17 protein-coding genes and 1 riboswitch are annotated in these 22,641 nt (G+C 44.4%); of the genes, 9 read left to right on the forward strand and 8 right to left on the reverse strand.

Annotated elements, in window-relative coordinates:
• The first annotated feature begins 32 nt into the window (after positions 1 to 32).
• The 3 genes from ACU1JV_RS19105 to ACU1JV_RS19115 all read left to right on the forward strand — a co-directional run bounded on the left by ACU1JV_RS19105 (position 33) and on the right by ACU1JV_RS19115 (position 4,564).
• Entirely contained in the window at positions 33 to 1,265 is a 1,233-nt protein-coding gene (locus ACU1JV_RS19105) for an MFS transporter (RefSeq protein ID WP_413987007.1), read from the forward strand.
• A 242-nt stretch (positions 1,266 to 1,507) separates the two neighbouring features.
• Entirely contained in the window at positions 1,508 to 2,641 is a 1,134-nt protein-coding gene (locus tag ACU1JV_RS19110) for a virulence factor (RefSeq protein WP_025674828.1), read from the forward strand.
• A 121-nt stretch (positions 2,642 to 2,762) separates the two neighbouring features.
• Positions 2,763 to 2,965, forward strand: a riboswitch (Lysine riboswitch).
• Between the two features lie 132 nt (positions 2,966 to 3,097).
• A complete protein-coding gene (locus ACU1JV_RS19115) occupies positions 3,098 to 4,564 on the forward strand; it encodes an amino acid permease (RefSeq protein ID WP_013373076.1) in 1,467 nt (488 codons plus the stop codon).
• 124 nt (positions 4,565 to 4,688) lie between these two features.
• On the opposite strand, the gene ACU1JV_RS19120 is transcribed toward ACU1JV_RS19115, so the two are convergent.
• Together ACU1JV_RS19120 and ACU1JV_RS19125 are read right to left on the reverse strand one after the other, a co-directional pair.
• Positions 4,689 to 6,065, reverse strand: a complete 1,377-nt coding sequence (locus tag ACU1JV_RS19120) for an MFS transporter (protein WP_413987008.1) — start codon at positions 6,063 to 6,065, stop codon at positions 4,689 to 4,691.
• 49 nt (positions 6,066 to 6,114) lie between these two features.
• A complete protein-coding gene (locus ACU1JV_RS19125) occupies positions 6,115 to 7,242 on the reverse strand; it encodes a transglutaminase domain-containing protein (RefSeq protein WP_025674823.1) in 1,128 nt (375 codons plus the stop codon).
• Positions 7,243 to 7,522: 280 nt separating this feature from the next.
• Here ACU1JV_RS19125 and ACU1JV_RS19130 point away from each other — a divergent pair, with 280 nt between their 5' ends.
• From ACU1JV_RS19130 to ACU1JV_RS19140, 3 genes are read left to right on the forward strand one after another with little or no spacing between them, the layout of a single operon-like run.
• Entirely contained in the window at positions 7,523 to 7,768 is a 246-nt protein-coding gene (locus ACU1JV_RS19130; RefSeq protein WP_080567882.1) for a FeoA family protein, read from the forward strand.
• Positions 7,759 to 9,768: a ferrous iron transport protein B gene (gene feoB, locus ACU1JV_RS19135; protein ID WP_413987009.1), complete on the forward strand. Its 2,010-nt coding sequence runs from the start codon at positions 7,759 to 7,761 to the stop codon at positions 9,766 to 9,768. The genes ACU1JV_RS19130 and feoB overlap by 10 nt, the downstream gene beginning before the upstream one ends.
• Before the next feature lie 36 nt (positions 9,769 to 9,804).
• Positions 9,805 to 9,987 (forward strand): FeoB-associated Cys-rich membrane protein, encoded by a 183-nt coding sequence (locus ACU1JV_RS19140; protein ID WP_013373081.1) that lies wholly within the window; start codon positions 9,805 to 9,807, stop codon positions 9,985 to 9,987.
• A 142-nt stretch (positions 9,988 to 10,129) separates the two neighbouring features.
• On the opposite strand, the gene ACU1JV_RS19145 is transcribed toward ACU1JV_RS19140, so the two are convergent.
• From ACU1JV_RS19145 to ACU1JV_RS19160, 4 genes are read right to left on the reverse strand one after another with little or no spacing between them, the layout of a single operon-like run.
• Positions 10,130 to 10,846 carry an ABC transporter ATP-binding protein gene (locus tag ACU1JV_RS19145; protein WP_064963558.1) on the reverse strand — a complete coding sequence of 239 codons (717 nt, stop codon included), beginning with the start codon at positions 10,844 to 10,846 and terminating at the stop codon, positions 10,130 to 10,132.
• 13 nt (positions 10,847 to 10,859) lie between these two features.
• Positions 10,860 to 12,113, reverse strand: coding sequence for a hypothetical protein (locus ACU1JV_RS19150; protein ID WP_064963559.1), 1,254 nt, complete (start codon positions 12,111 to 12,113; stop codon positions 10,860 to 10,862).
• Between the two features lie 16 nt (positions 12,114 to 12,129).
• Positions 12,130 to 14,292, reverse strand: a complete 2,163-nt coding sequence (locus tag ACU1JV_RS19155; protein ID WP_413987514.1) for a peptidase domain-containing ABC transporter — start codon at positions 14,290 to 14,292, stop codon at positions 12,130 to 12,132.
• Entirely contained in the window at positions 14,276 to 14,518 is a 243-nt protein-coding gene (locus ACU1JV_RS19160; RefSeq protein WP_064963561.1) for a response regulator transcription factor, read from the reverse strand. Before ACU1JV_RS19160 ends, ACU1JV_RS19155 begins: the two co-directional genes overlap by 17 nt.
• A gap of 225 nt (positions 14,519 to 14,743) precedes the next feature.
• Here ACU1JV_RS19160 and ACU1JV_RS19165 point away from each other — a divergent pair, with 225 nt between their 5' ends.
• Positions 14,744 to 14,965, forward strand: a complete 222-nt coding sequence (locus ACU1JV_RS19165; protein WP_013373086.1) for a mersacidin family lantibiotic — start codon at positions 14,744 to 14,746, stop codon at positions 14,963 to 14,965.
• A gap of 107 nt (positions 14,966 to 15,072) precedes the next feature.
• Complete coding sequence (locus ACU1JV_RS19170) at positions 15,073 to 18,303, forward strand: type 2 lanthipeptide synthetase LanM family protein (RefSeq protein WP_413987010.1); 3,231 nt, start codon at positions 15,073 to 15,075, stop codon at positions 18,301 to 18,303.
• A gap of 72 nt (positions 18,304 to 18,375) precedes the next feature.
• Here the strand turns inward: ACU1JV_RS19170 and xylB are convergent, their stop codons facing one another.
• Positions 18,376 to 19,899, reverse strand: a complete 1,524-nt coding sequence (gene xylB, locus ACU1JV_RS19175) for a xylulokinase (protein WP_413987011.1) — start codon at positions 19,897 to 19,899, stop codon at positions 18,376 to 18,378.
• A 56-nt stretch (positions 19,900 to 19,955) separates the two neighbouring features.
• Positions 19,956 to 21,272: a xylose isomerase gene (xylA, locus tag ACU1JV_RS19180; RefSeq protein ID WP_413987012.1), complete on the reverse strand. Its 1,317-nt coding sequence runs from the start codon at positions 21,270 to 21,272 to the stop codon at positions 19,956 to 19,958.
• 134 nt (positions 21,273 to 21,406) lie between these two features.
• Between xylA and ACU1JV_RS19185 the strand changes: the two genes are divergently transcribed.
• A complete protein-coding gene (locus ACU1JV_RS19185; protein WP_413987013.1) occupies positions 21,407 to 22,579 on the forward strand; it encodes an ROK family protein in 1,173 nt (390 codons plus the stop codon).
• Positions 22,580 to 22,641: the final 62 nt, after the last annotated feature.

Raw genomic sequence — 22,641 nt, forward strand, 5'->3', positions numbered from 1 at the left:
AACTACTTATTTGATGAAGGAGTGTTCTACTGATGAGTAAATTACGAACAAATGATAGCGTTATACAGAAGGAAAATGTTGCTCTCCCTTATACATGGATGATTGTAATCCTATGCTGGTCAGCGGTTGCCGTGATGTCCAGCCTGTACGTAACGATCCCTTTGGTCCCTCTCTTCGCTAAAGTATTTGGAAAAACACTAGCTGAAGCAGCTCTGCCGGGAAGTATCTTTTCCTTAGGCTTTGCGGTGGGATGTCTTATTTATGGAGGATTGTCTGATCGCTTTGGACGCAAGCAGGTTATCGTCGCTGGACTGCTCGCATTGACAATTCTATCGTTTTCCCTCAGCTTAACCAGTCAGTATTCCGTATTAGTTGCACTACGCTTGCTTCAGGGTTTGGCGGCAGCCACCTTTTCCCCCGTTGCTCTCGCATATGCCGTAGATATGTTTCCGACTGAAAAACGGGTAACAGCTATCGGCTTTATCAGCACTGGCTTTCTCGTGGCAGGTATTACCGGACAGGTATTTAGTATTGTCATTAGCGAACAAATCGGATGGAATATGGTATTTCGGATGCTAGGTGTTTTGTACGCCATCACCTTCCTGATCGTTCTTTTTTTCCTGCCTAAAGCTCCCTCTCCGCAACGAGGGGTTCGCATTTGGGCAGCCTTCGGCCAGTTGGGGAGCGTTCTGCGTTCGTATCCTTTATGGTTAAGCTACACAATCGCTTTTGTTCTTCTGATGTCCTTTGTGAGCATGTATACGGTTTTGGGAAGCTACCTTGGCAGTCCCGAATTTGGTCTGAATAGCAGACAGATGCTATACGTCAGATCCGCTGGCATCATCGGCATGCTTCTCTCACCGTTCGCCGGAAAACTGGCCCTGAAGTTCGGTGTTCACCTTTTACTACGTACAGCTCTTCTTCTTTCCATTCTCAGCTTGGCGCTGATGGGAATGGCGCATTCTCTAATAGCTATCGTGGTATTAAGTGTATGTTTTGTTAGCGGCATTGCCCTAAGTGTCCCTTCACTCATTACAATGGTTGGCCAGCTCAGCGGTACAGCAAGGGCCATAGCCGTCTCACTGTATACCTTCATTCTGTTTGCTGGTACGAGTCTAGCACCTATGCTTTCCATTCGTTTGATGGGAAATGGCGGCAATCAGATGACTACGTTTATGCTGCTGGCGGCAGTTCTATCTGTGGGATTTATCGCTTCTCTCCTGATCCATCAGAAGCAAAACGATTCGTTGAAGCGGAATGCATAGACAGCACCATCCTGCCTACTCCGTTTCCCTGTGACTTTTTTGAGTTCGGCCCATATAGCTGTTTTTATTCAAACAACCTCCATATCCATCAGGTATGCTTATATCAATAATGTGATATATGTCATTGTATTTTCTTCGTAAATAAAAACTCTCTCTTTGGAGACATACACAGAATGAGGTACAATACAGATAAGCTATATATGATATATGGAGAACTTTTGAACAGGAGGCTGTACCGAGCTATGAAGATAACATCTATCGAGCCAACTCCCAGTCCGAACACCATGATGCTGCATCTGGATGAGCGACTGGAAGCAGGTATCCGCAGAACATATACACGGGACAATGAACGTTCCGCTCCCCCATTTATCCGGCGTATGCTGGCGATTGAAGGGGTCAAAAGCGTGTTTCACACGACCGATTTTGTAGCCCTTGACCGTAAAGGAAATGCGGATTGGTCTACTATTCTGGGCCAAGTCCGGGATCAGCTAGGCGAGGAAGGTGCTGACGCAAACTGGGATTTACCGGAGGAAACCTCTGGGGAAGCGTTTGGCGAAGCACAGGTTTTTGTACAATTTTTCCGCGGTCTTCCCATGCAAATTCGGGTTAAGGCAGGACAGCAGGAGGAACGAATTTCCTTGTCCGACCGCTTCGTGCAAGCCGTTACCCGCGTGGCAAGTGCAACACTGATCAAGGAACGCAAGCTGAGCGATTACGGCGTCCGCTACGGTGAGCTGCCGGATATTGCCCGCGAGGTTGAGCAGGAATTAGAGGCAGCCTTTCCGCAGGAACGGCTGGAACAAATTATCCAGCAGGCGATTGCCCACGGCGCGGACAACAGCGAATTCGTAGAGGAACGCCGCGAGTGGAGCGATGCCGAGCTGAAGCAGGCCCTCCAACACGAGGACTGGCGCACACGCTATGCTGCGCTGGATCGGCTGGAGCCGACGCCTGAGCATTTGCCGCTGATCCGGCAAGCGCTACATGACGACAAAATGCAGCTACGGCGGCTGGGAGTCGTCTATCTGGGCGATATTCGCTCACCGGAGGCGATGGAACTGCTGTTCGAGGCGCTGCGCGATCCTTCAGCGGCAGTACGCCGCACTGCTGGCGACACGTTGTCGGACATTGGCGATCCCGTCGCTACCAGCGCTATGATCGGAGCCCTGTCGGACAGCAGCAAGCTGGTTCGCTGGCGTGCAGCCCGTTTTCTATACGAGGTTGGAACCGAGGATGCGCGTGATGCGCTGGAGAAGGCCGTCGATGACCCCGAATTTGAGGTCAGTCTGCAAGCTAAAATGGCACTGGAGCGCATCGAATCAGGTGAACAAGCCGCAGGTACGGTTTGGCAGCAGATGGCCAAGCGGAACTCTTGATTTAAGAATCGATAAGTGGATTTTCAAAAAATTGTCGATTGTCAGAAGGTGTACAGGTACGATATACTGTAGTTCGCTATACAATAAAATATCATGTCATACACCTCATCAACCTGTTTTATGATGAGGTAGAGGTCGCGGATGTAATCAGTACACTGGAGGAGACGCCAAGAGCCGTCTGAGATTCCAGTAGAAAGGTACACCCGCCGAAGTATGCGGAGCTGACTCTTTGTAAATACTCCGTATGCTGGGGCTGCTAACCGAAAGGAGCAGAACTGTCACGCGATGTCCTAACACAGACACGTGTGTTGAGCTATCTTGTTATAGAAGAAGGTATGGTGCGGAATGCATAGACAAGACCGCAGGCGTATTCCCTGCGGTCTTTTGATTTATACTCCCCCTCCTTCTGGCTCTTGCCCTGACATGAAATACAATTTCATGAAGGAGTGTTTGAACGTGCAACACAAAGCAACATCTGACGCAACCTTGCGTAAAAGTCTCAAAGCCCGTCATATGACGATGATCGCCCTCGGCGGCTCTATCGGAACAGGGCTATTCCTCGCCAGTGGAGGCGCGGTCGCCGAAGCTGGACCCGGCGGTGCCCTGCTGGCTTATGCAGCAGTTGGCCTCATGGTCTACTTCTTAATGACCAGCCTCGGTGAGCTGGCTACGTTTATGCCTGAATCCGGCTCTTTTAATACCTATGCAGGTCGCTTCGTCGATCCGGCTTTTGGTTTTGCCATGGGCTGGAACTTCTGGTACAACTGGGCAGTGACAATTGCTGCCGAATTGGCAGCAGCGACCGTGCTAATCAAATACTGGTTCCCGGAAAGCCACTCTGCCTGGTGGAGTCTGTTATTCTTGGCCATAATCTTCTTGCTGAATGCATTGACGGTCAAAGGCTACGGTGAGTCCGAATACTGGTTTGCGATGATTAAAATTGTGACTGTAATCATCTTTTTGGCCGTAGGGGTGCTGATGATTTTCGGCATCATGGGTGGTCCTGCGGTTGGCTTTGCCAACTTCACGGTAGGAGATGCCCCGTTCCATGGTGGATTCTTCGCTGTATTGGGCGTATTTATGGCTGCGGGCTTTTCCTTTCAGGGAACCGAGCTGATTGGGGTAGCCGCTGGCGAAAGCGAAAATCCGCGTGACAATGTGCCACGTGCCATCCGTCAAATCTTCTGGCGTATCTTGTTCTTTTATATTCTCGCGATTCTCGTTATTGGTTTGATCATTCCATATACGAATCCGAATCTGCTGCGGGGAGATATCAGTGATATCGGAGTCAGTCCGTTCACGCTCGTATTTGAAAAAGCAGGGCTTGCCATTGCTGCCTCGGTCATGAATGCCGTTATTTTGACTTCCGTACTGTCAGCAGGCAACTCGGGTATGTATGCAGCGACTCGGGTACTGTACGCTTTGGCGCGGGAAGGCAAGGCTCCCCGTTTCCTTGGGCGTATCAATCGACGTGGTATTCCTATGAATGCACTTTTGATCACGACTGCTGTTGGTATGCTTGCTTTTCTCGCCTCCTTGTACGGAGACGGTGTAGTCTATAACTGGCTTCTCAATGCCTCTGGAATGTGCGGATTTATTACGTGGGTCGGTATTGCCGTCAGCCACTATCGTTTCCGCCGTGCCTTTACTGCACAGGGTCACAGTCTGAGTGAGCTTCCCTACAAAGCCCGCTGGTTCCCGTTCGGACCGTTGTTTGCCTTTGCTCTATGTATCATTGTCATTATCGGGCAAGGGACGGATGCCTTCACTGGACAGGAGATTGACTGGAAAACGATGATCGCTACGTATATGAGTGTGCCGCTGTTCCTTCTGCTGTGGCTTGGCTACAAATGGATCAAACGTACTAAAATCGTTCCGCTAAAAGAATGTGATTTGAGTTCAAATCCGTCTTCGGATAAATAATAGAACATAGTGATAAAAGCCCGTCTCCACATATCAGGGAAAACACGCTGGTACACCTGGTCCCAAGACCATTATCCGCATGTTCCCCTGTATATGCCCGGAGACGGGCTTTTTCTTTTTCTGTTTATTTGGAAGAAGTAGCTACTTCAGCTGATAAAGACATAGATAAGGCACGACGACTAAAAATACCGTATATGACAGCAATCATCGTTAGCACTGCTGAAAACAAGTACAAATTAACGATACCCAGATGATCTGCAATCCAGCCCATTAAAAGCAGCGAAATACAAAACGTCAGGCTTGTCAGCGTAGCCTGGGCGGACAGCACCTTGGGCAAATCATGTACTGACACACTCATTTGCATCATCGTGCGGCGGGAGACGACCGACATTTCCGCAGGTAGTCCCATCAACAGCACGATAAGCAGCGTTAGCGGCGGTAATGTGTTCAGTGCATACCAAGCCGTCAGCAGCCCGTAGCCTGCCATCCCTGCCAGCATAGCGGGCAGCAGTCTGCGCTGCAAATGCTTGACACAGGCAAGGACTACGATGCCACCACCAATCGCACCTGCAAAATACGCCGCATTAATGTATCCCCACCATGCCTCGCTCTTGTGCAAAACCTGCTGAGCGAAGGCAAGCGTGAACGCGCCTACCCAAACCGATCCCCCCAGCAGGTCAATCATATCCATAAAAATAAGAGCCTTCAGTCTGTGACTGGCTCCGATGAGACTCCAGCCTTCACGCAGTATTTCTTTTTTACGTTTAGGAGGCACCGCTGGGCTCTCTGATTCCGGACCATACAGCTTATCTTCCAACTGCGCTGGAGGCAAGTCATGTTGCCCTTGTCCCGGCTCGGTTACAATCTCAGAAGCCAAGACATCCCCATTTTGTACCCTTGTTCCAGGCTGAAGCAAATAATGAGCTTTGCCCTCTAGGGGATCTCGAATCAAGCTGGTGAAGATCAGCGCTATCAAATACAGACCGCCAGCCACCAGCAATGTTTTTTCCGAGCCCAGCATAGCTACGAGCACACCACTAAGCCCCCACCCTGCTAATTGCACCGTCTGATCACTGACCGATACCAGACTGTTTGCCCGCATGAGTCCTTCCCCAGAAGCAAGGCGGGGAATCAGTGCATTGCGCGCAGGTGTAGTCCAGCCGTCCAGAAAGGACATGGCTGCCACCAACGCGAACACAATTACCCATACGGGCTCTGTGCCCGCTGACCATAAGTGTCCCAGCAGAATAGCGAAGAAAGCCAGTTGTCCAAACTGGGAAACGAATAAAATAAAAGGAAGCTGGAATCGGGCCAAAATGAGCGGTGCTAAAAAGCCGCTGATCATCTGCGCCCCCATCCGCAGCAACGGAACGAGCACCGAAGAGAAGATCGAGTCTGTTTCATGAAAGACCAAAGACACAAGTGCCATAATGTAAAGAATGTCGGCCGCATTGGACATCGTCTGCGTGCCAAGCAAATAGGTAAAGGAACGCTTGTGCATATAAATTAGAATACTCCTTTGATAAGGTGGCTTTTTTACAGCCGAATAATTAAGTCCATTTCAGGGTTACCCGAAGATTGCCGGTACTTCCGAGATCCGTAATCTGATAGGAAATGGATTTCAAGTCGAGTTGATACAAGGACTGTAAATCCTCCTTAAGACTTCGTTCCGTCCCTTGATAGCCAAAAGTAAGTGACGTTTCTCCCTTAGTTATCATCTTCCGAACCTGTTCCTTGATGTCAGCTGATGATTTAACCAGTCCCTTGCCGTCTTGCAATGGATATTCCAGGTTATTGTACAGTTTTTGATACACGGCAGCCTTTGCTCCTCCGGCAGCTATCAATGCCGATAACGTTTCGCGGTACGATGTGTTCGCCTGAGGGTACTGTTTCACCCACGAGTGATCCCGTCGCATTTCTGAATCCGTCAGCAGATAATATGAAGTGCTTACCTCGTTCGCGCGATCGGGGGTAGGGTCATCCCACGTCGTATCCATGTGATACCATCGGCCATCTAATAAAACAAGATTCCATGCATGCAACTGCCCTCCTGCTCTACCTTCCACAATCCGATTTGTAATCCCTGCTCGTTCGAGCATTTTATAAGCCAACAGCGAATAACCCTGGCAGACCGTGCTTCCCGTTTTCAGACCATCATAGGCTGTGTACTTTTGCTGTGCTTCATCATACTTCAGGCGAACGACGATCCAATCATGGATGGCCTTCACCTTTTCATGATCCGTCATTCCCTTCGTAATGATATCCCCCAGCACAGCTTGCACTGTGCTATCCACATATGCCGTCTGTTCCTTCGTTTCCCGGTAGCTTAAACGAATCGTAACCTGGGCGGAGGTGGTTGTGCCTGTATAGCTGAATGCGTAGCTTTTGATCGTATAATTCACATACGGATCGCTCTCCATCGCCTGTTGGATGGCTGTCTGTAACTGCTGCTTGAGACCGTTCACTCGCCCTTGATATGTAAAGGTCAGCGTTTCACTCCGCGTAGCCATTGCCTGTAAAAGCTTGTTTTGAAGCTGCTGCGATGATACGGAGGGAGTCGGCTTGACCGACGCCGCATACACATTGTTGCCCCACTCTACAGCCTGCGGCAGCAACACAGCCAGCGCTGCACCTGCAACCAGACATTTTACAAGCCTAACCCCGATTTTTCTGTTCATACAGAGCGTTCCTGCCCTTCTTAGCATAGTTGTAAACAGCTCTATCTTACCATAAAAACAGTTGCCCCAAACGCTCTAGTTTTGTCGGTTGCAGGCGGGTATGAGTGCATTTAAAGGCAGGTTGCGACACCTTAATCTGTTATATAACAGAGAGGGCTATACATAAACATGTCGTTCGCAGAGAATTTTATCACAGCAATCTAGTACTCCTCATGATATGGTACTGGCATCGGAAGTAAATGATATTGATTCTCATTCTAGATCAGAAAGGCTGAGCACCATGGCAGAATGTATCTCACTCCTTCGTACACCATTAGGTCAGACTGTGCGTTTGCAATCTCTTGCCCCTCTTCACCCCTCATTGCGCCGCCGTTTAACAGACATGGGCATCAACGAAGGCTCCATTATACGCTTAAAAAAGATCAGTTTATTGGGCGGCCCGATCGTCATTGAATGCAACGGCCAGTTAGTCGGCCTCCGCCAAAATCAAGTGAAGCAACTGGAGGTCGTTCCGACATGGACATGATCGCTCTTTTCGGTAATCCCAATACAGGAAAAACCTCATTATTCAACAAGTTGACTCGTACGTATGCAGAAGTAGGCAACTGGTCCGGCGTCACTGTGGAAAAGAAAACAGGAATCCTGCGTGACAAGTCTGCCGTATTGGTGGATTTGCCGGGTGCCTACTCTTTACTCCCTCTGTCGCTGGATGAAGGCGTCGCAACCCGTTATTTGCTGGAAGAACCGCCTGCGGCGCTAATTAACATCGTGGATGCTTCCCAGCTCCAGCGCAATCTATATCTGACCGTACAATTATTGGAATACGGCCGTCCGCTTGTACTTGGCTTAAACATGACCGATGTAGCCGATGCCACCGGTCTTCGGGTGAACAAGGAACTGTTGGCTGATCAATTGAACGTTCCCATTATTCCGATGGTGGCACGTACAGGTAGTGGAAGTAAGCAAATGCTTGCTTCCCTTCGAGAGGTCAGACATACATCCAATGCTTTTCAACTGGATTACGGTCCTGCTGTCGAAGCTGCTATTGCGGATATTTGCAACTTGCTGCCGCATACATCTGTGCCTCAGCTCCGCTGGGCTGCACTGCAATGTCTGGAAAACAATCCGGTCGTCATGGAATGGATGACGAATGAGACACTGCGTGAACAAGTAACTGCACGCATCCAGCGCTGCGAGGAAGAGCTTCTCAGGGAAGGGTATGCCAGCACCCCTGCTCAACATATTCGTTCTGTAAGAACAGCATGGATTGCTGAGCTATGCACCAAGGCAGTTGACACATCCAAACTCAGACCGCACAGCCTGACTGATAAACTGGATGCACTGCTAACTCATCGGTACTTGGGGATTCCGATCTTTTTACTGTTAATGTACGCTACCTTTAAGTTTACCTTCGATTGGGCGGGTACCATTCTTTCAGATATGCTGGATGAATTTTTTTCAGGGACACTCAGCAGCTGGATTACTGAATTACTCGTTCACTTGGACGCGTCCGCTTTTACGCAAAGTCTAGTCGTGGACGGCATCGTGGCTGGGGTCGGGGGTGTGCTTGTTTTTCTGCCTCAAATTGCTATTTTATTTCTGATTATCTCGGTAATCGAAGACTCCGGGTATATGGCACGGGTCACGATACTCATGGATCGCTTGATGCAAGCCGTGGGCTTGAACGGAAAAAGCTTCATTCCCTTCATCATCGGATTTGGCTGTAATGTGCCAGCTATTATGGCAGCACGCACCATTGAACAACCAAGAGAACGCCTCATTACAACGTTGCTGGTACCCTTTATGTCATGCTCGGCCCGCTTGCCAGTCTATGCGTTGTTTGCAGGTGTGTTTTTCCCGTCACATGCGGCGAGCATTATCATGCTGATGTATGTGTTAGGGATCACGGTATCGCTTATACTTGCCAAAATTTTTTCCAAAGTATCTATTTTATCAGGTGAGCCCTCCCTCTTTATCGTAGAGCTCCCTCCCTATCGGGTGCCGCAGGCTCTTACATTATTTCGCAGCACATGGGAGAAGGTCAAAGGCTTCGTCCGTAAAGCCGGAACGATTATTCTTGCAGGCTCTGTAGGCATCTGGCTCTTGTCCAATTTCGGTCCGCAGGGCTTTGGCGTAGAAATGGATGACAGCCTGCTCGCTACGATTGGAGGATGGTTTGCACCTCTATTGGCCCCTCTTGGTTTTGGCACCTGGCAAGCAGGCGCGTCTCTGCTTACAGGCTTTATGGCCAAAGAGGTTATCGTCTCAACGATGAATATCATTTATCATGTTCCCGATATGCAGGGATTGGAACTGCAAGTCAGTCATGCTTTTACATCGCTTGCCTCATTTAGCTTTATGGTGTTCATTCTGTTGTATGTGCCGTGTCTGGCTACAGTAGCGGTTATTCGCAAGGAGACACTCTCCTGGCGCTGGACCGCATTTTCTGTGATCTATCCTTTGATCGTGGCATATATCATCGCCGTCTTGGTCTATCAGTGTGGCAGATTATTAGGTTGGAGTTAAGTCAGACCCTAGAGTATATAAAAGGAAGTGGATTCCATGGTCAATATCATTATTTTATTGGTGATCCTCGGTTACAGTGCATGGGTGCTGGTAAGATTTTTGCGAAAAAGCCGCCAAGGCGCCTGTGCTGGCTGTTCATCGAGCAAGTCATGCCCAGGCTGTGCCGTGAGCTCGGTGAATGAGGATACCAGAAAAACAACGGCAGCTCACAAAGGTTAACCATAGTCATCTCACAATGGACGGATAGCAAGAAAAAAACTTGGCGACTGCTCTCTAAATACATTACAGGGAGCACTGTTAGCCAAGTTTTTTCATTGTTACTCTATTCCTTGAAAACATTTTAATCAGGGGTACTAATAAGCTAGTCATGTTGATGTGCTATATATAGGCGTTCAAGGTCAATTGTAGATCTTCCTGCATATGTTATCCGACCGTTTCGAAGAATGGCAACCTGGTCTGCTAATTTCTCAGCTAATCCTATAATATGAGTAGATAACAATATAACTCTGCCTTCTGCTAGATACTCCCGTAGTGTACTTCTAACAATCATCACTTGATCAGGATCTAATCCGTTAGTCGGTTCATCTAATATAAGAATTCTAGGTTCATGTAAGAGCATTGAAGCTAATGCAACTCTCTTTTTAGTTCCTTGTGATAACTCTTCCATTTTTATATTTTGATAATCTTCTAATTTGAATCTGTCCAGCCATTTAGCGATGCGCATTTCGAGTTGGTCCTTCGGTACCTGTCGTAACCCCCCAATAAGTCGCATCATTTCCAATACAGAAAGTGCAGGATAATAAAAAGGGAATTCTTGTAGATATCCTACCATTGATTTATAGTTTTGATTTTCAAAATCAATTATGGTTTGATTGAAGCGAATTGTACCTTTTTGTACCTGATGGAGACCAGCAATTAAACTTAATAAAGTTGATTTACCCGCTCCATTAGGACCTAGCAACACAGTAATTTGGTGGTCTGGGACATCCCAATTTAATCCATGTATAATTTCTCTGGAGCCGTAACTGAAAGAAACTTGATTCAGTTGTAAAAATGATGATTTATATTCTTGGGTCATCGTTGACTCACTCCTAAGATACCTTTTTATAAAAAAGTATAAATCTTGTATAGATCATAACTGATATAGCTACAAATAATACTTTATGAAATTGATGAAGATACAATAGTAATAGCATGCTCATTGCTATGACCCAGCTCCCAAGAAACTTGATACGGTAATTTCCTAAATAGTCTATGGATAAAAATTTGTAACCCAAAGGCATGCCCAAACTAATTAAAGTAGTTGAGAGGAATATACTCCATATAGTTTGGATTGATAAAATCACTGGATTAATCTGTAAATAAATCCCCCAAGACCACTGATGCATAAAAATAATCCCTATGTTTAAAACACATAAAATTAACCATTTAGTGCGCAGCATCTTCTTCCAGGCAAATAACGTTGCTTTATATATTAGTAGTCCTTTTTCCTCTATAATAAGACTCTTGACAGCCCAGATATCAACAGCAAACCATGATAATATCGCGCTACTGATTGAAAGAATAAACGGGCTTTCTCTAATAATATAAGAGTTTAAAACTTCAATTCCCAAAGCTAAAATAAAAAAAGAAAACAGGTTAACTGGCCTAATAATAAATAACAATTCCTTTTTTAGGAGTGGACATTGAGATAGCCATCCACGTCGTCCCAAAACTTTTTTTGAACCATGATACTGTAAAAAAACAGACCAAGAGCGTTGTGCAAAATAGAGAGTTATATATCCCATGCTTATACATAACAAAATCCAAGTCAAAATACGTACTGACAGAGACATTGGCAATATGAAATAGACTACAACCAGTGATAGAAAGAAAAAGCTTATTGCATAGCCAGAGAACTTTCTAAATAACGTTATATACCAAAATATCTCTGCTAAAAGCACACCTAAGATCAATCCTGAAACCATACTAAAAATGTAATTATGATGAACACCCCATAAGATCTGGCCAACTACGATCCATAAAAGTAATATTAGAAAAGGAATTTTCTTTACAATAGTATATTGGGTTAAAAACCAATTTCCCTTTCCTATAGACCACAAAAAACGTACTTCCTCCATTTTAGAAATCGATATACTTATACCAAATTGAATCAAAAAACCAATGATTCCATATATGATAGCCCACATCATTGCTTTAATACCCAAGCTGTTTAACCTTAAGGTAGCATTAGCTAATCCATTGGGAATTAAAATTAATAAAAAAATGAATAAAGCAGCCTCCATTTTAGTTAGCTTTCTGAGTTGCTTTAGATACAATATTTCACATAACTTTATACTTGTCATTTTTCTCGTCTCCAAGTCACAAAACTGGCTCAACCTGAAAATCAGTTTTCTTCAAATTATACAAATCAAAATATTTACCTTTTAAACCGATCAATTCCTGATGATTTCCTTGTTCTATTATTTCCCCTTGATCAAGCACAATTATTCTATCAGCTCGTTGGACTGTACTAAGACGATGAGCAATAATGATCTGTGTACAATGTCTCTCTTGTAAGAAATCTGTTATCAATTGCTCTGAAACACTATCAAGCGAACTTGTTGCCTCATCTAAAAGGAGAATTTGAGGTTCTGCCAAAAAAGCACGCGCCAATAAAATACGTTGCCGTTGTCCCCCTGAAAAGTTTAATCCGTTCTCGGAAACAACAGTTTGATAGCCTAAAGGGAGACTCATAATAAAACGGTGAATGTCGGCTTGCTTTGCTGCCCGAACTACCATATCTATGGTACAATCTCCATTGTCCATGGCGATGTTATCCAATATAGAAACATTGAATAATTTTGTCTCTTGTAGAATAACACCTATTTTTTGACGAAACTCTCTCAAATGCCATTGATCCAGCGGGATATTATCGACGCTGACTTCTCCCATTGAGGCCTTATAAAGTCCTAGTATTAACTTCGCCAAAGTACTTTTACCTGAGCCTGATGCACCCACAATTGCAACCTTTTCACCTGGGAATATTTCAAGATTAATATTTTTTAAAACATATTTTCCAAATCGATGATAATTAAAGGAAACATCTTTAAACTTAATATATCCTTTAAAAGTATGGTTCGGTTTATGGTTACCTGAAGGCTCCTCTACATTTTCAATAACATCTTGAATTCGTTGAATATATGTGCCCACAGTGACAAGTTCACTAAGAGTCGATCCTAAGGAAACAAGCGGTACCATAAAAGCAGTTGACAATGTTTGTAAGCCCAGGAGTCCCCCGAAAGTTATCCATCCCTCAAGCACATAATGGAATCCAATCCATAGAATTAGTAGGGGAAAAATAAACTGGATGCTAACTGTCATGGAATCAAGTGATGCATTCCAAATGACACGTTTTTCCGTATTAGTTAGTTGTTTTTTAAAAAGCTCCTCCCACTTCTTAAATACTCTACTCTCAAACCCTAAAACTTTTATGTCTGTAATTCCATGTATATGTTCTGATAAAAAACCATGCATCTCAGCCTGGCTCGAAGTCTCCTTTCGAGATAAACGGTGAGTAGTAAAAGAACTTAAAACGGTAATAAGTAACAATAGAAAACCTATAATTGTAACTAATAATCCAATTTGCCATAGTAGATTAATCATTAAAGCTGCATAAGTTATAAGTAAAAGCCCGTCAATAAAAATAGTTATAACTCGATTAGATAATACCCTTCTAATTGTTACATTAGAGTTAGCTCTAAATACCAATTCTCCTCCTTTTCGATTTTCAAAGAACTCAAAAGGAAGTTTGAAAAGCTTAGCGATAAATTGTGTCATCATAGAAGTATCCATTTGGGATTGTAATTTGGCAATCATGTAACCCCTTAAAAATTGGAATAACTGTGAAAATAAAAATATTGTAAAAATAGCCCACCCCAATGGGACCAGAAAAGAATTATTTTTGGATTCTAGTAAGTTGTCAACAGAGAATTGGGTGATCTTAGGTATTAAAACACCTAATCCTTGAAGAAGTATTGAGACCAAAAATACAGAAATAAGAAGTTTCCTACTCTTAAAGGCTAATTTGATATAGAACATCCATTTTGGCCTTTTTCTTTTACTCCGAAAATCCTTTAACGGGATTAAAGAAAGTGCAAAACCCGAATACTTCTCTGTGAATTCTTTGAGAGGAAGAATGAGTCTTCCAAAAGCCGGATCAAGGATTATTACCTTTTTCTTTTTTATTTTCTCAAGAACCACAAAATGCTGGTTATCCCATAACAAAATCAGAGGAGCGATTAGCTCATTTAATTGAGATGCAGTTGCCCGATATCCTCGTGATTTTAAATGATATGTACTTCCTATTTCTTGAAGTTGTTGCATAGATATACCTGCGCGTACTGCACCAACCTGATTTCTTAACTCTGTTAAAGAAATATTATGTCCATAAAAACCCAAAATCATAGCCAAGCTGGCTAATCCACATTCACTATGTTCCATCTGTTCAATAAAAGGTACTTTCTTATTAAAATTCAGAGGAATGCACCTCCATACCTTCTGTCAAAAAAACTAAGCCGTAATGATAAGCGAATATACCAATCTCAACTCTTGTTTTTATATTCCATTTCTCTTTAATTGAAGCCACAATTTCGGCAGTACGTCTCATACTGATAGATAAATTCTGGGAGATTTCGCTGTCTTTGTATCCTTGAGCTATACAAATTGCAACTTTTTGTTCTTTTGGAGACAAATTTTGATTTTCTCTCAATTTTCACTCCCCCTATGTCTTTTATGAATATTTTTTCATAATTAAGGAAGAAATTCAATACATATTCAATGAATATATTTGTAAAATTAAAAATAAAATCGTTTTTTTTGAATTTTTATAGGTTTTTGCATTAAAATGCACTTTTATGAAGTGCAAATTTTTAGGGAATATGATTATCATTAGGTTTGTCTTATATCACTACATTCCCGAGAGGAGTAAAGAATAATGACAAAAGAAGAAATGATCCAAGCATGGAAAAATCCAAAGCTTCGTGTAGCTGGAGAAGGGATTGAGCATCCTGCAGGCGACGCTTTGGTCGAGTTGAGCGCTGACGAGCTTTCTCGTGTACATGGCGGTTTAGGAGTGCAACCAGATTCTACTCCAACTATTACTGTTACTGTTATTGGTGTCACAGTACTAGTTTGTTTTCCAGGGCATGCCGGATAAAATAAGTGAATGCCACTCAGGTATACGCCTTAATTGGCGTATACCTGAGTTATTTTATTTCCTAAAATTGAGTTTTTTAACTTCATATAAACGAGGACGGGGTATTTATGAAAGAGCAGATCATGCGTGCTCTCTTTTTACAAGAACGTAAGAACCTTTTTGATCAAGCCTTTCAAGATTTTAATTATAAAAATTGGAAACAAGATAAAGAGAAGACGACAGAACTGATTGACGAATGGTTTAAATTTGCTCTTATTAGTACAGAATCCAAAAAGGAAGCTCGATTTAAAGCTTTAAGTATGAATGAAGAAATATTTGGAGCCTTGATTCAATCTACGGAAAATCTTAAATGGGATGAGAACTATTTAACGGTTATTAAAGAGTATCAAGCAGATTGGTTTCAAGTTTTGGAAGAGGCTCTAAAAATGAATGAAAATCAACCAGTTTTGCAAAATGAGTCTCGAACAATGGATATTCTTGTTCGTCCATTTATTATTTGGTCCAGAAATCAATTAAAACAGCACTTATGCAATATAGATAATGCTCAGGATTTTATTCTACATGAGAGTACGATAAATTCGGTCTTGCATACATTATCTTTTCAATTGACCCAAATCGCTGGTCGATCATTTGTCTTAGAACTAAATATAGCTAAAGCTTTGGGAGAATTAGAAGGGCTAACTCCGGAGGAACGATTTATCTCTTTCATTGAGAAAAAATTTGTAGGACATAAACAACTTGTATCATTTTTTTCTGAGTATGCAGTTATTGCCCGGACTTTAGCTGAAAGAACTATGCTTTTTGTAAATGTAACAAAAGAGACGTTAGACCGTTATCTCCTAAACAGATCTATGATTATCGATACATTTTCTTTACATTCATCAGAACTTATACGTATCGATGCTGGGTTCGGTGATTCTCATCAGCAAGGTCGCACAGTAATGCGGTTATATCTTGCAAACGGGCAATCGTTTATATATAAGCCAAAGCCATTAGATATCTCCCTCCATTTTCAAGAATTAATTCAATGGTTTAATGATAAAGGGTTTTCTCCTTTTCTCCAAAGAAATTCTGTTATCGCATTAGACGGTTATGGTTATGAAAAATTTATCGAAGCAAAACCTTGCAAAACTGAAGAAGAAATTCAATGTTTTTATACACGTTTAGGAGCGCTTTTAGCCATTATATATGTACTGGATGGGACCGATTTTCATTTTGAAAATTTAATTGCTTTCGGGGAGCATCCAATGCTGATTGATTTGGAAACCCTCTTTCACAACCAGGTATATCATAATGTCCCCGATTCCGCAGATATAGAAGCTCAGTTTAAAATCCGTAATTCTCCATTGGGCACTTCACTCCTCCCTATCTTGTTTCATCAAGATGATAAAGGATTTGGACTTGAATTGAGTGGTGTAAATGGGGAACGGCAAATGACACCCTACCCGGTGTTGAGTTTAGTAGATGTAAATACTGATAATATGAGATACATTAGAAAGTCTCAGTCCACTTCAACTGGTAACAATCGCCCTTCATTGGAAGGAGAATTTAAAAATGCAGGTGACTACACTGCTGAAATTGTAAATGGTTTCCAATCATTGTGTTCCATGCTTCTTCAATACAAAATGGATTTACTAGTCCCAACAAGTCCTCTCTTTAGTTTTAATAATACGCCAGTTCGTATCGTATTGCGATCAACACAATTTTATACAAATTTCCTTCTCGAATCTCGACATCCTGATTATGGTCGCGATGCTCTAAATCAAGAGAATCTACTTGATCGGATTTGGTTTTCTTGGCTGGATGATCGGATTATTTCTTCAGAACTGCAAGATTTACGAGCAGGAGATATTCCATATTTCATTGGTACTCCCAATTCACTTGACCTTTGGGATAGTTATGGCAGATGTATAAAAGATGTGTTTACCCGAACAAGCATGTCAATAGTAGAAGATAGATTGAGATCCTTAAGTACTGACAGTATTTCTTTATACAGCGATTGGATCTCTTCTTCCATAGCAGGCTCATCATTAGGAAAACATGTACATAAAGTACATGCTCCCTCTCAAAATGAAAAAGTAATGACAAGCGGCTACAGTCCAAAACCATTACACTCTGAAAACTTTCTTGAGACAGCAAAAATCCTTGGCGATGAGTTAATTGAAAAATCAGTGTTTAGCCAAAGCAAAAGGTATGTAACTTGGATTGGAATGAATCTAAATTATCGCGGACAACTTTATTTGTCTGCCTTAAGCCCTGGATTATATGATGGTACGGCAGGCATTGCATTATTTCTAGCATATCTCGGAAAAATCTCAAAAGAGGAGAAGTACACCAACATAGCTCTAGCTGCACTTGAAACAGCGCTAAGTAAAATACCTGTACACCTAAAATTCCCATCAGCCTTTTATGGCCAAGCTTCTCTCTTATATACTCTCTCTCATTTTGAGAGTTTATTAGGTTTTAACGATGCTTGGAGCAAGCGGAAATTGGACATTATAAGTAATTTGGAAGATAGCATAGACGAGGATACTTTCTTCGATCTCTTAGGAGGTTCGGCTGGAGTTATTCACGTTCTTTTAAATGAATATAGTCTTACAAAATCGGTTAAGACTCTAGAGGTAGCAACTCAATATGGAGAACACTTGTTAAAACATGGAGAAAAAAATAATGAGATGATTTCATGGACATCTAGTGTATCTCCAACCCCCTACGTAGGCTTTGGCCACGGTAGTATTGGTATTGCTTCAGCCTTGTTTCGTCTTGCAGCAGTTACTAAAAATAATTGCTACTATGCTACTGCCGAGAAAGCATTTGCTCACTTAACAGAATCCTATTCTCCAAACTATTTTAACTGGATTGATCAAGATATTAAGGAGAATCATGATCTGGCTAATTGGTGTCATGGGGCTAGTGGAATTGGCATAGGATTAACCTTATGTATGCCTTATTTAAAATCAAGTTTAATACCTGATATCGTCCAAAATATCGAAATAGCAGTTAATACAACTTTAAAATACGGATTTAATAAAAGTCACTGCATTTGTCATGGAAGTCTCGGAAATATTGAGTTATTAATTTTAGCTGGACAAGCTCTTAACCGTCCAGAGTGGGTTGCGGAGGCAAAGAAACAAGGCAACATTGCATTAAATTATTTTTTCGAGCATAGTAAATTTAAGACTGGTCTGCCCACTGCGTTAGATTCCCAGGGTCTGTGGCTAGGTTTGTCTGGAATAGGTTATCAATTCATGCGTCTCCATTCGTTAACTTCCTTACCAAGTATCCTCTCACTACAGGAGCCACTTTATAAGGAGTCCTCTTGCACTAAACGTCCTTAAAATTCAAAAGCCATAATAAAGGTGTCCTCATCAGGCAACCCTTATTATGGCTTTTATTAACGTAAAGTCTATTCAGCGATAGACCGCCAATTGCTCACTTAGCTCCCGCGTGTGTAGATAAACTTCACGGTATAGCTCATATAAGCCTTCATACTGTGCCACACGTTCCGGATTTGGCGTATATCTTGCTGCTTCACGCAGAAAAGCTTCAGCGCACGCTTGCAGCGATTCAAACCACCCGCTACCATATGCAGCCAGCATAGCCGCTCCCAAGGCAGGACCCTGCTCACTTTCCAGCTTGACGATATCCGCGTTAAAAATATCGGCCTGCATTTGCAGCCATGCCTCATTACGCGCACCGCCGCCGATGGAAATCACTTCATTCACCGTTTTGCCCGTGCCTCTGAGAATATCAATGGATTCCTTGAGCGAAAACGTAATTCCCTCCAGCACTGCTCGTGTAAAATGCGGAAGCTTATGCCCTGCATCCATCCCGATAAAGCTGCCTCGAATAGCTGCATCCGGATGAGGGGTACGTTCGCCCACGATATAAGGCGTGAACAACAGCCCTCGGCTGCCCGGCTCGATCGAATTTACATCCTCCAACAGTGCGTCAAAAGAATGTTCCGGCGCAAAGGTATCCTTAAACCAGGTCAAGCTATATCCTGCCGCGAGTGTAACCCCCATGATATAATAAGCATCCTGCTCACTATGATTAAAAAAATGTGCCCGTCCCTGAACGTCGATATCCTTGCGTTCCTCATAGGAAAGCACAACTCCTGAGGTGCCGATACTGCACAAGGTGCGGCCTTCGCTCAAAATGCCGGCACCAATCGCGCCACATGCGTTGTCTGCTCCACCTGCATAGACCTTGGTTTCAGACGAAAGCCCACTCTGCTCCGCAATCTCCGGCAATAGTGTACCCGTCTGGTCAAAGGATTCCACCAGCGGCGGGAACAGCGACAACGGCAGATCAAACGCAGCTGCGATCTCTTCGCTCCACTGCTTGTTCGCGATGTCTAGCAGCAGCGTGCCTGCCGCATCCGAATACTCCATCGCCAACTCTCCTGTGAGACAGTAGCGCACATAATCTTTGGGTAGCATAAAATGGGCCGCACGAGCCAGCACGTCTGGCTCATGCTCCTGCACCCACAGCAGCTTGGGTAGCGTGAAGCCTTCCAGCGCGCGGTTGCGCGCGATACTTAGCAGCGCTGGCCCGAGCTGTTCTTCAATACGGCGGCATTGTGCCGTTGTGCGCGTGTCATTCCATAGAATAGCTGGACGAAGCACTTGGCCTTCCTTGTCAGTCAGCACAAGCCCGTGCATCTGCCCCGAAAAGCTGATGCCGTCCACAGCATCTGTTCCGGTGATTCCGGCCTTCTCTACAAGCTCTTTCAACGATGCTAACGTCCCACGCACCCAGTCTTCAGGCTGCTGTTCGCTATACCCTGCTTTCGGCTGATGAAGAGGATATGACTGAGAGGTTTCATAAGCCACCTGCCCCTTGCGGTTGACCAGCACCGTTTTGACCGCACTGGTACCCAAATCCACGCCGATGACATAGCGCTCCAGCTCCTGTTTTAGCTTCTCCTGCATTGGAGTTCCTCCTTCCCTGTGATCGTACGGCCCTTATTCATATATAAATTCCGGCATTAATCAGCCAAAATGTATTGATTCAATGTTGCTTTCAGATATTCCTGACGACCGGACACGTTTTTGCGTGGTGCTTCGTTCGCCAGAGCATATTCAGCCAGGGAAGCAAGCGTTGCTTTTCCGGATACAATGTCTGCTCCAATGCCTTCTTTAAAGCTACTGTACCGCTTCTCAATAAAGTCCTCAAACACACGATCCTCGATCAGTTTGGCGGCTACCTTCAACCCTTTCGCATACGTATCCATACCTGCGATGTGCGCGAGGAACAAATCTTCTGGCTCAAACGATGCTCTGCGCACCTTGGCATCAAAGTTGATACCGCCACGGCCTAATCCTTCATTTTGCAGTACTTCATACATGGTTAGTGTGGCATCATACAGATCAACCGGGAATTCGTCCGTATCCCAGCCCAGCAGCAAATCACCTTGGTTAGCATCCAGGGAACCCAACATGCCGTTAACCCGTGCTACACGTACTTCATGATCAAAAGTATGACCCGCCAAAGTGGCATGGTTAGCTTCCAGATTAAGCTTGAAATGCTGATCCAGATCATATTTTTGCAGGAAGGCAATCGTCGTCGCCGCATCAAAATCATACTGATGCTTGGTTGGCTCCTTCGGTTTTGGCTCAATCAGGAATTGAGCGTCAAAGCCGATTTCACGCGCGTAGTCCACGGCCATATGGAACATCCGTCCCAAATTGTCCTGTTCCAACTTCAAATCTGTATTCAGCAGTGTTTCATAGCCTTCACGGCCTCCCCAGAATACGTAGTTATCTGCGCCCAGACGTTTGCCCACTTCCAGTCCTTTTTTAATTTGAGCAGCTGCGTGTGCGTATACATCTGCATTGCAAGTCGTCGCAGCTCCATGCAAATAACGTGGATGGCTAAACATGTTCGCCGTGTTCCACAGCAGCTTTTTCCCCGTAGCCTTCATGTGCTCCTCAATCAGATCCACGATGGTATCCAGATTGCTGTAAAATTCCTTCAGTGACGCGCCTTCAGGAGCAATATCCACATCGTGGAAGGCGAAATAAGGTAAATTCAGTTTATCCAGCAGCTCAAAGGCAGCTTCCACACGTGCCTTCTCCAAATCAAGTCCGGTAAACTTGGACCATGGGCGTTCCGCAGTCTCTACTCCAAAAGGATCAGAGCCGCCTGCAACCAGCGTATGCCAATAGGCCATACTAAAACGCAAATGCTCCTCCATCGTTTTTCCCGCTACTATTTCCTGAGGATTATAAAATTTGAACGCAAAAGGATTATCGGATTGCTTGCCCTCAAAGTTAATTTTGGATACTTGTTCGAAATAAGCCATTATAAGTTCCTCCTTTGTAGTAAACGTTTACAAAAATGATTCTAGCACAGCCAAGAAACTTTGTCTATTGCTTAAACTAAGTTTATTTTTATGATATAATAACGGGAATTACATCAACAGGAAGGGAAATAACCATGAATGTTACTGGCGATCAGGCGCTTGTCAAAAAGCTGAATAAATCCATTGTATTGGAGCGCATCCGCCTTCATGCCCCTCTATCCCGGGCACAGTTATCCAGTCAAACCGGATTAAACAAGGCCACCGTGTCCAACCTGGTTGCAGAGCTTATCACCGATGGATTGGTGTATGAGACAGGATTAGGAGAATCCAGCGGTGGGCGCAAACCTTTAATGCTGCTGTTCAACAGCCGTGCAGGCTTTGTACTTGGTATCGAGGTTAGTGTACAGTACATCAAGGGCGCTCTGACCGATCTGGCAGGTACCATTGAAACAGAGCTTACCCTTTCTCTAACCCAGCATGATCCTGACTTTGTCATCGAACAAATCCGTAAGCTCGTTCAGAAGCTCATGCAGGTCACCCCTCCCTCCCCTCACGGTATTGTCGGCATTGGGTTGGGGGTACCAGGGATGGTGGATGAAACCGGAAATGTTTTATTCGCACCCAATCTGGGCTGGGAAGAGGTTCCGCTACGGCAGCAGCTGGAGACAGAGCTGGGTCTTCCCATAGTGGTGGATAATGAGGCCAACGTCGGTGCACAAGGCGAATTGTACTATGGTATGGACGCCGATCATCGGCAGCTGGTGCGAGATCTTGTCTACATCAGTGCAGGCTCCGGGATCGGGGGCGGAATTATCATTGATGGCAAGCCGTATCAAGGGGCTTGGGGATACGCGGGCGAGAGCGGGCATATGTCCATTGACTGGAATGGGCGCCTCTGCTCCTGCGGCAGCCGAGGCTGCTGGGAGCTGTATGCTTCGGAGAAGGCGTATGTAGCATCCACATTGAAGCTGCCCGCACATAATACAGCGGGATTATTACCGTTTGCCCAGCAAGGTGATGTGAGTACATTAAGCGTCCTTGGTGAAATCGGGCGATATTTGGGTGTGGGTATTACCAACATTGTGAACAGCCTCAACCCTGGCATGCTTATCATTGGCGGCCCACTCGCGGAAGCCAGACCTTGGTTGGAGCAAAGTATGCGTGAAGTGATTGACGAACGTGCCCTGCCCTATCACCGCCGGCAACTACAGATTCGTTTCTCCACGCTTGGCAGCCGTTCGACGATGCTAGGTGCCGCCTATGCGGCAACAGCTCCTTTTCTCGGGCGTGTACGTGTATCTTTATAAAAAAAGCGTACAGGAACACTCAGGTTCCTGTACGCTTTTTTTGCTTAGGATTTTGCAAAATC

The sequence above is a fragment of the Paenibacillus sp. T2-29 genome (genome assembly GCF_052921365.1).

Bases quoted from the DNA above. Each gene is read 5' to 3' on its own strand.
- ACU1JV_RS19120 (WP_413987008.1), bottom strand. From the start codon at position 6,065: ATGCACAAGCGTTCCTTTACCTATTTGCTTGGCACGCAGACGATGTCC.
- ACU1JV_RS19185 (WP_413987013.1), top strand. From the start codon at position 21,407: ATGAATGTTACTGGCGATCAGGCGCTTGTCAAAAAGCTGAATAAATCC.
- feoB (WP_413987009.1), top strand. From the start codon at position 7,759: ATGGACATGATCGCTCTTTTCGGTAATCCCAATACAGGAAAAACCTCA.
- ACU1JV_RS19150 (WP_064963559.1), bottom strand. From the start codon at position 12,113: ATGACAAGTATAAAGTTATGTGAAATATTGTATCTAAAGCAACTCAGA.
- ACU1JV_RS19130 (WP_080567882.1), top strand. From the start codon at position 7,523: ATGGCAGAATGTATCTCACTCCTTCGTACACCATTAGGTCAGACTGTG.
- xylA (WP_413987012.1), bottom strand. From the start codon at position 21,272: ATGGCTTATTTCGAACAAGTATCCAAAATTAACTTTGAGGGCAAGCAA.
- ACU1JV_RS19125 (WP_025674823.1), bottom strand. From the start codon at position 7,242: ATGAACAGAAAAATCGGGGTTAGGCTTGTAAAATGTCTGGTTGCAGGT.
- ACU1JV_RS19105 (WP_413987007.1), top strand. From the start codon at position 33: ATGAGTAAATTACGAACAAATGATAGCGTTATACAGAAGGAAAATGTT.
- ACU1JV_RS19170 (WP_413987010.1), top strand. From the start codon at position 15,073: ATGAAAGAGCAGATCATGCGTGCTCTCTTTTTACAAGAACGTAAGAAC.
- ACU1JV_RS19145 (WP_064963558.1), bottom strand. From the start codon at position 10,846: ATGACCCAAGAATATAAATCATCATTTTTACAACTGAATCAAGTTTCT.
- ACU1JV_RS19165 (WP_013373086.1), top strand. From the start codon at position 14,744: ATGACAAAAGAAGAAATGATCCAAGCATGGAAAAATCCAAAGCTTCGT.
- ACU1JV_RS19140 (WP_013373081.1), top strand. From the start codon at position 9,805: ATGGTCAATATCATTATTTTATTGGTGATCCTCGGTTACAGTGCATGG.
- ACU1JV_RS19110 (WP_025674828.1), top strand. From the start codon at position 1,508: ATGAAGATAACATCTATCGAGCCAACTCCCAGTCCGAACACCATGATG.
- xylB (WP_413987011.1), bottom strand. From the start codon at position 19,899: ATGCAGGAGAAGCTAAAACAGGAGCTGGAGCGCTATGTCATCGGCGTG.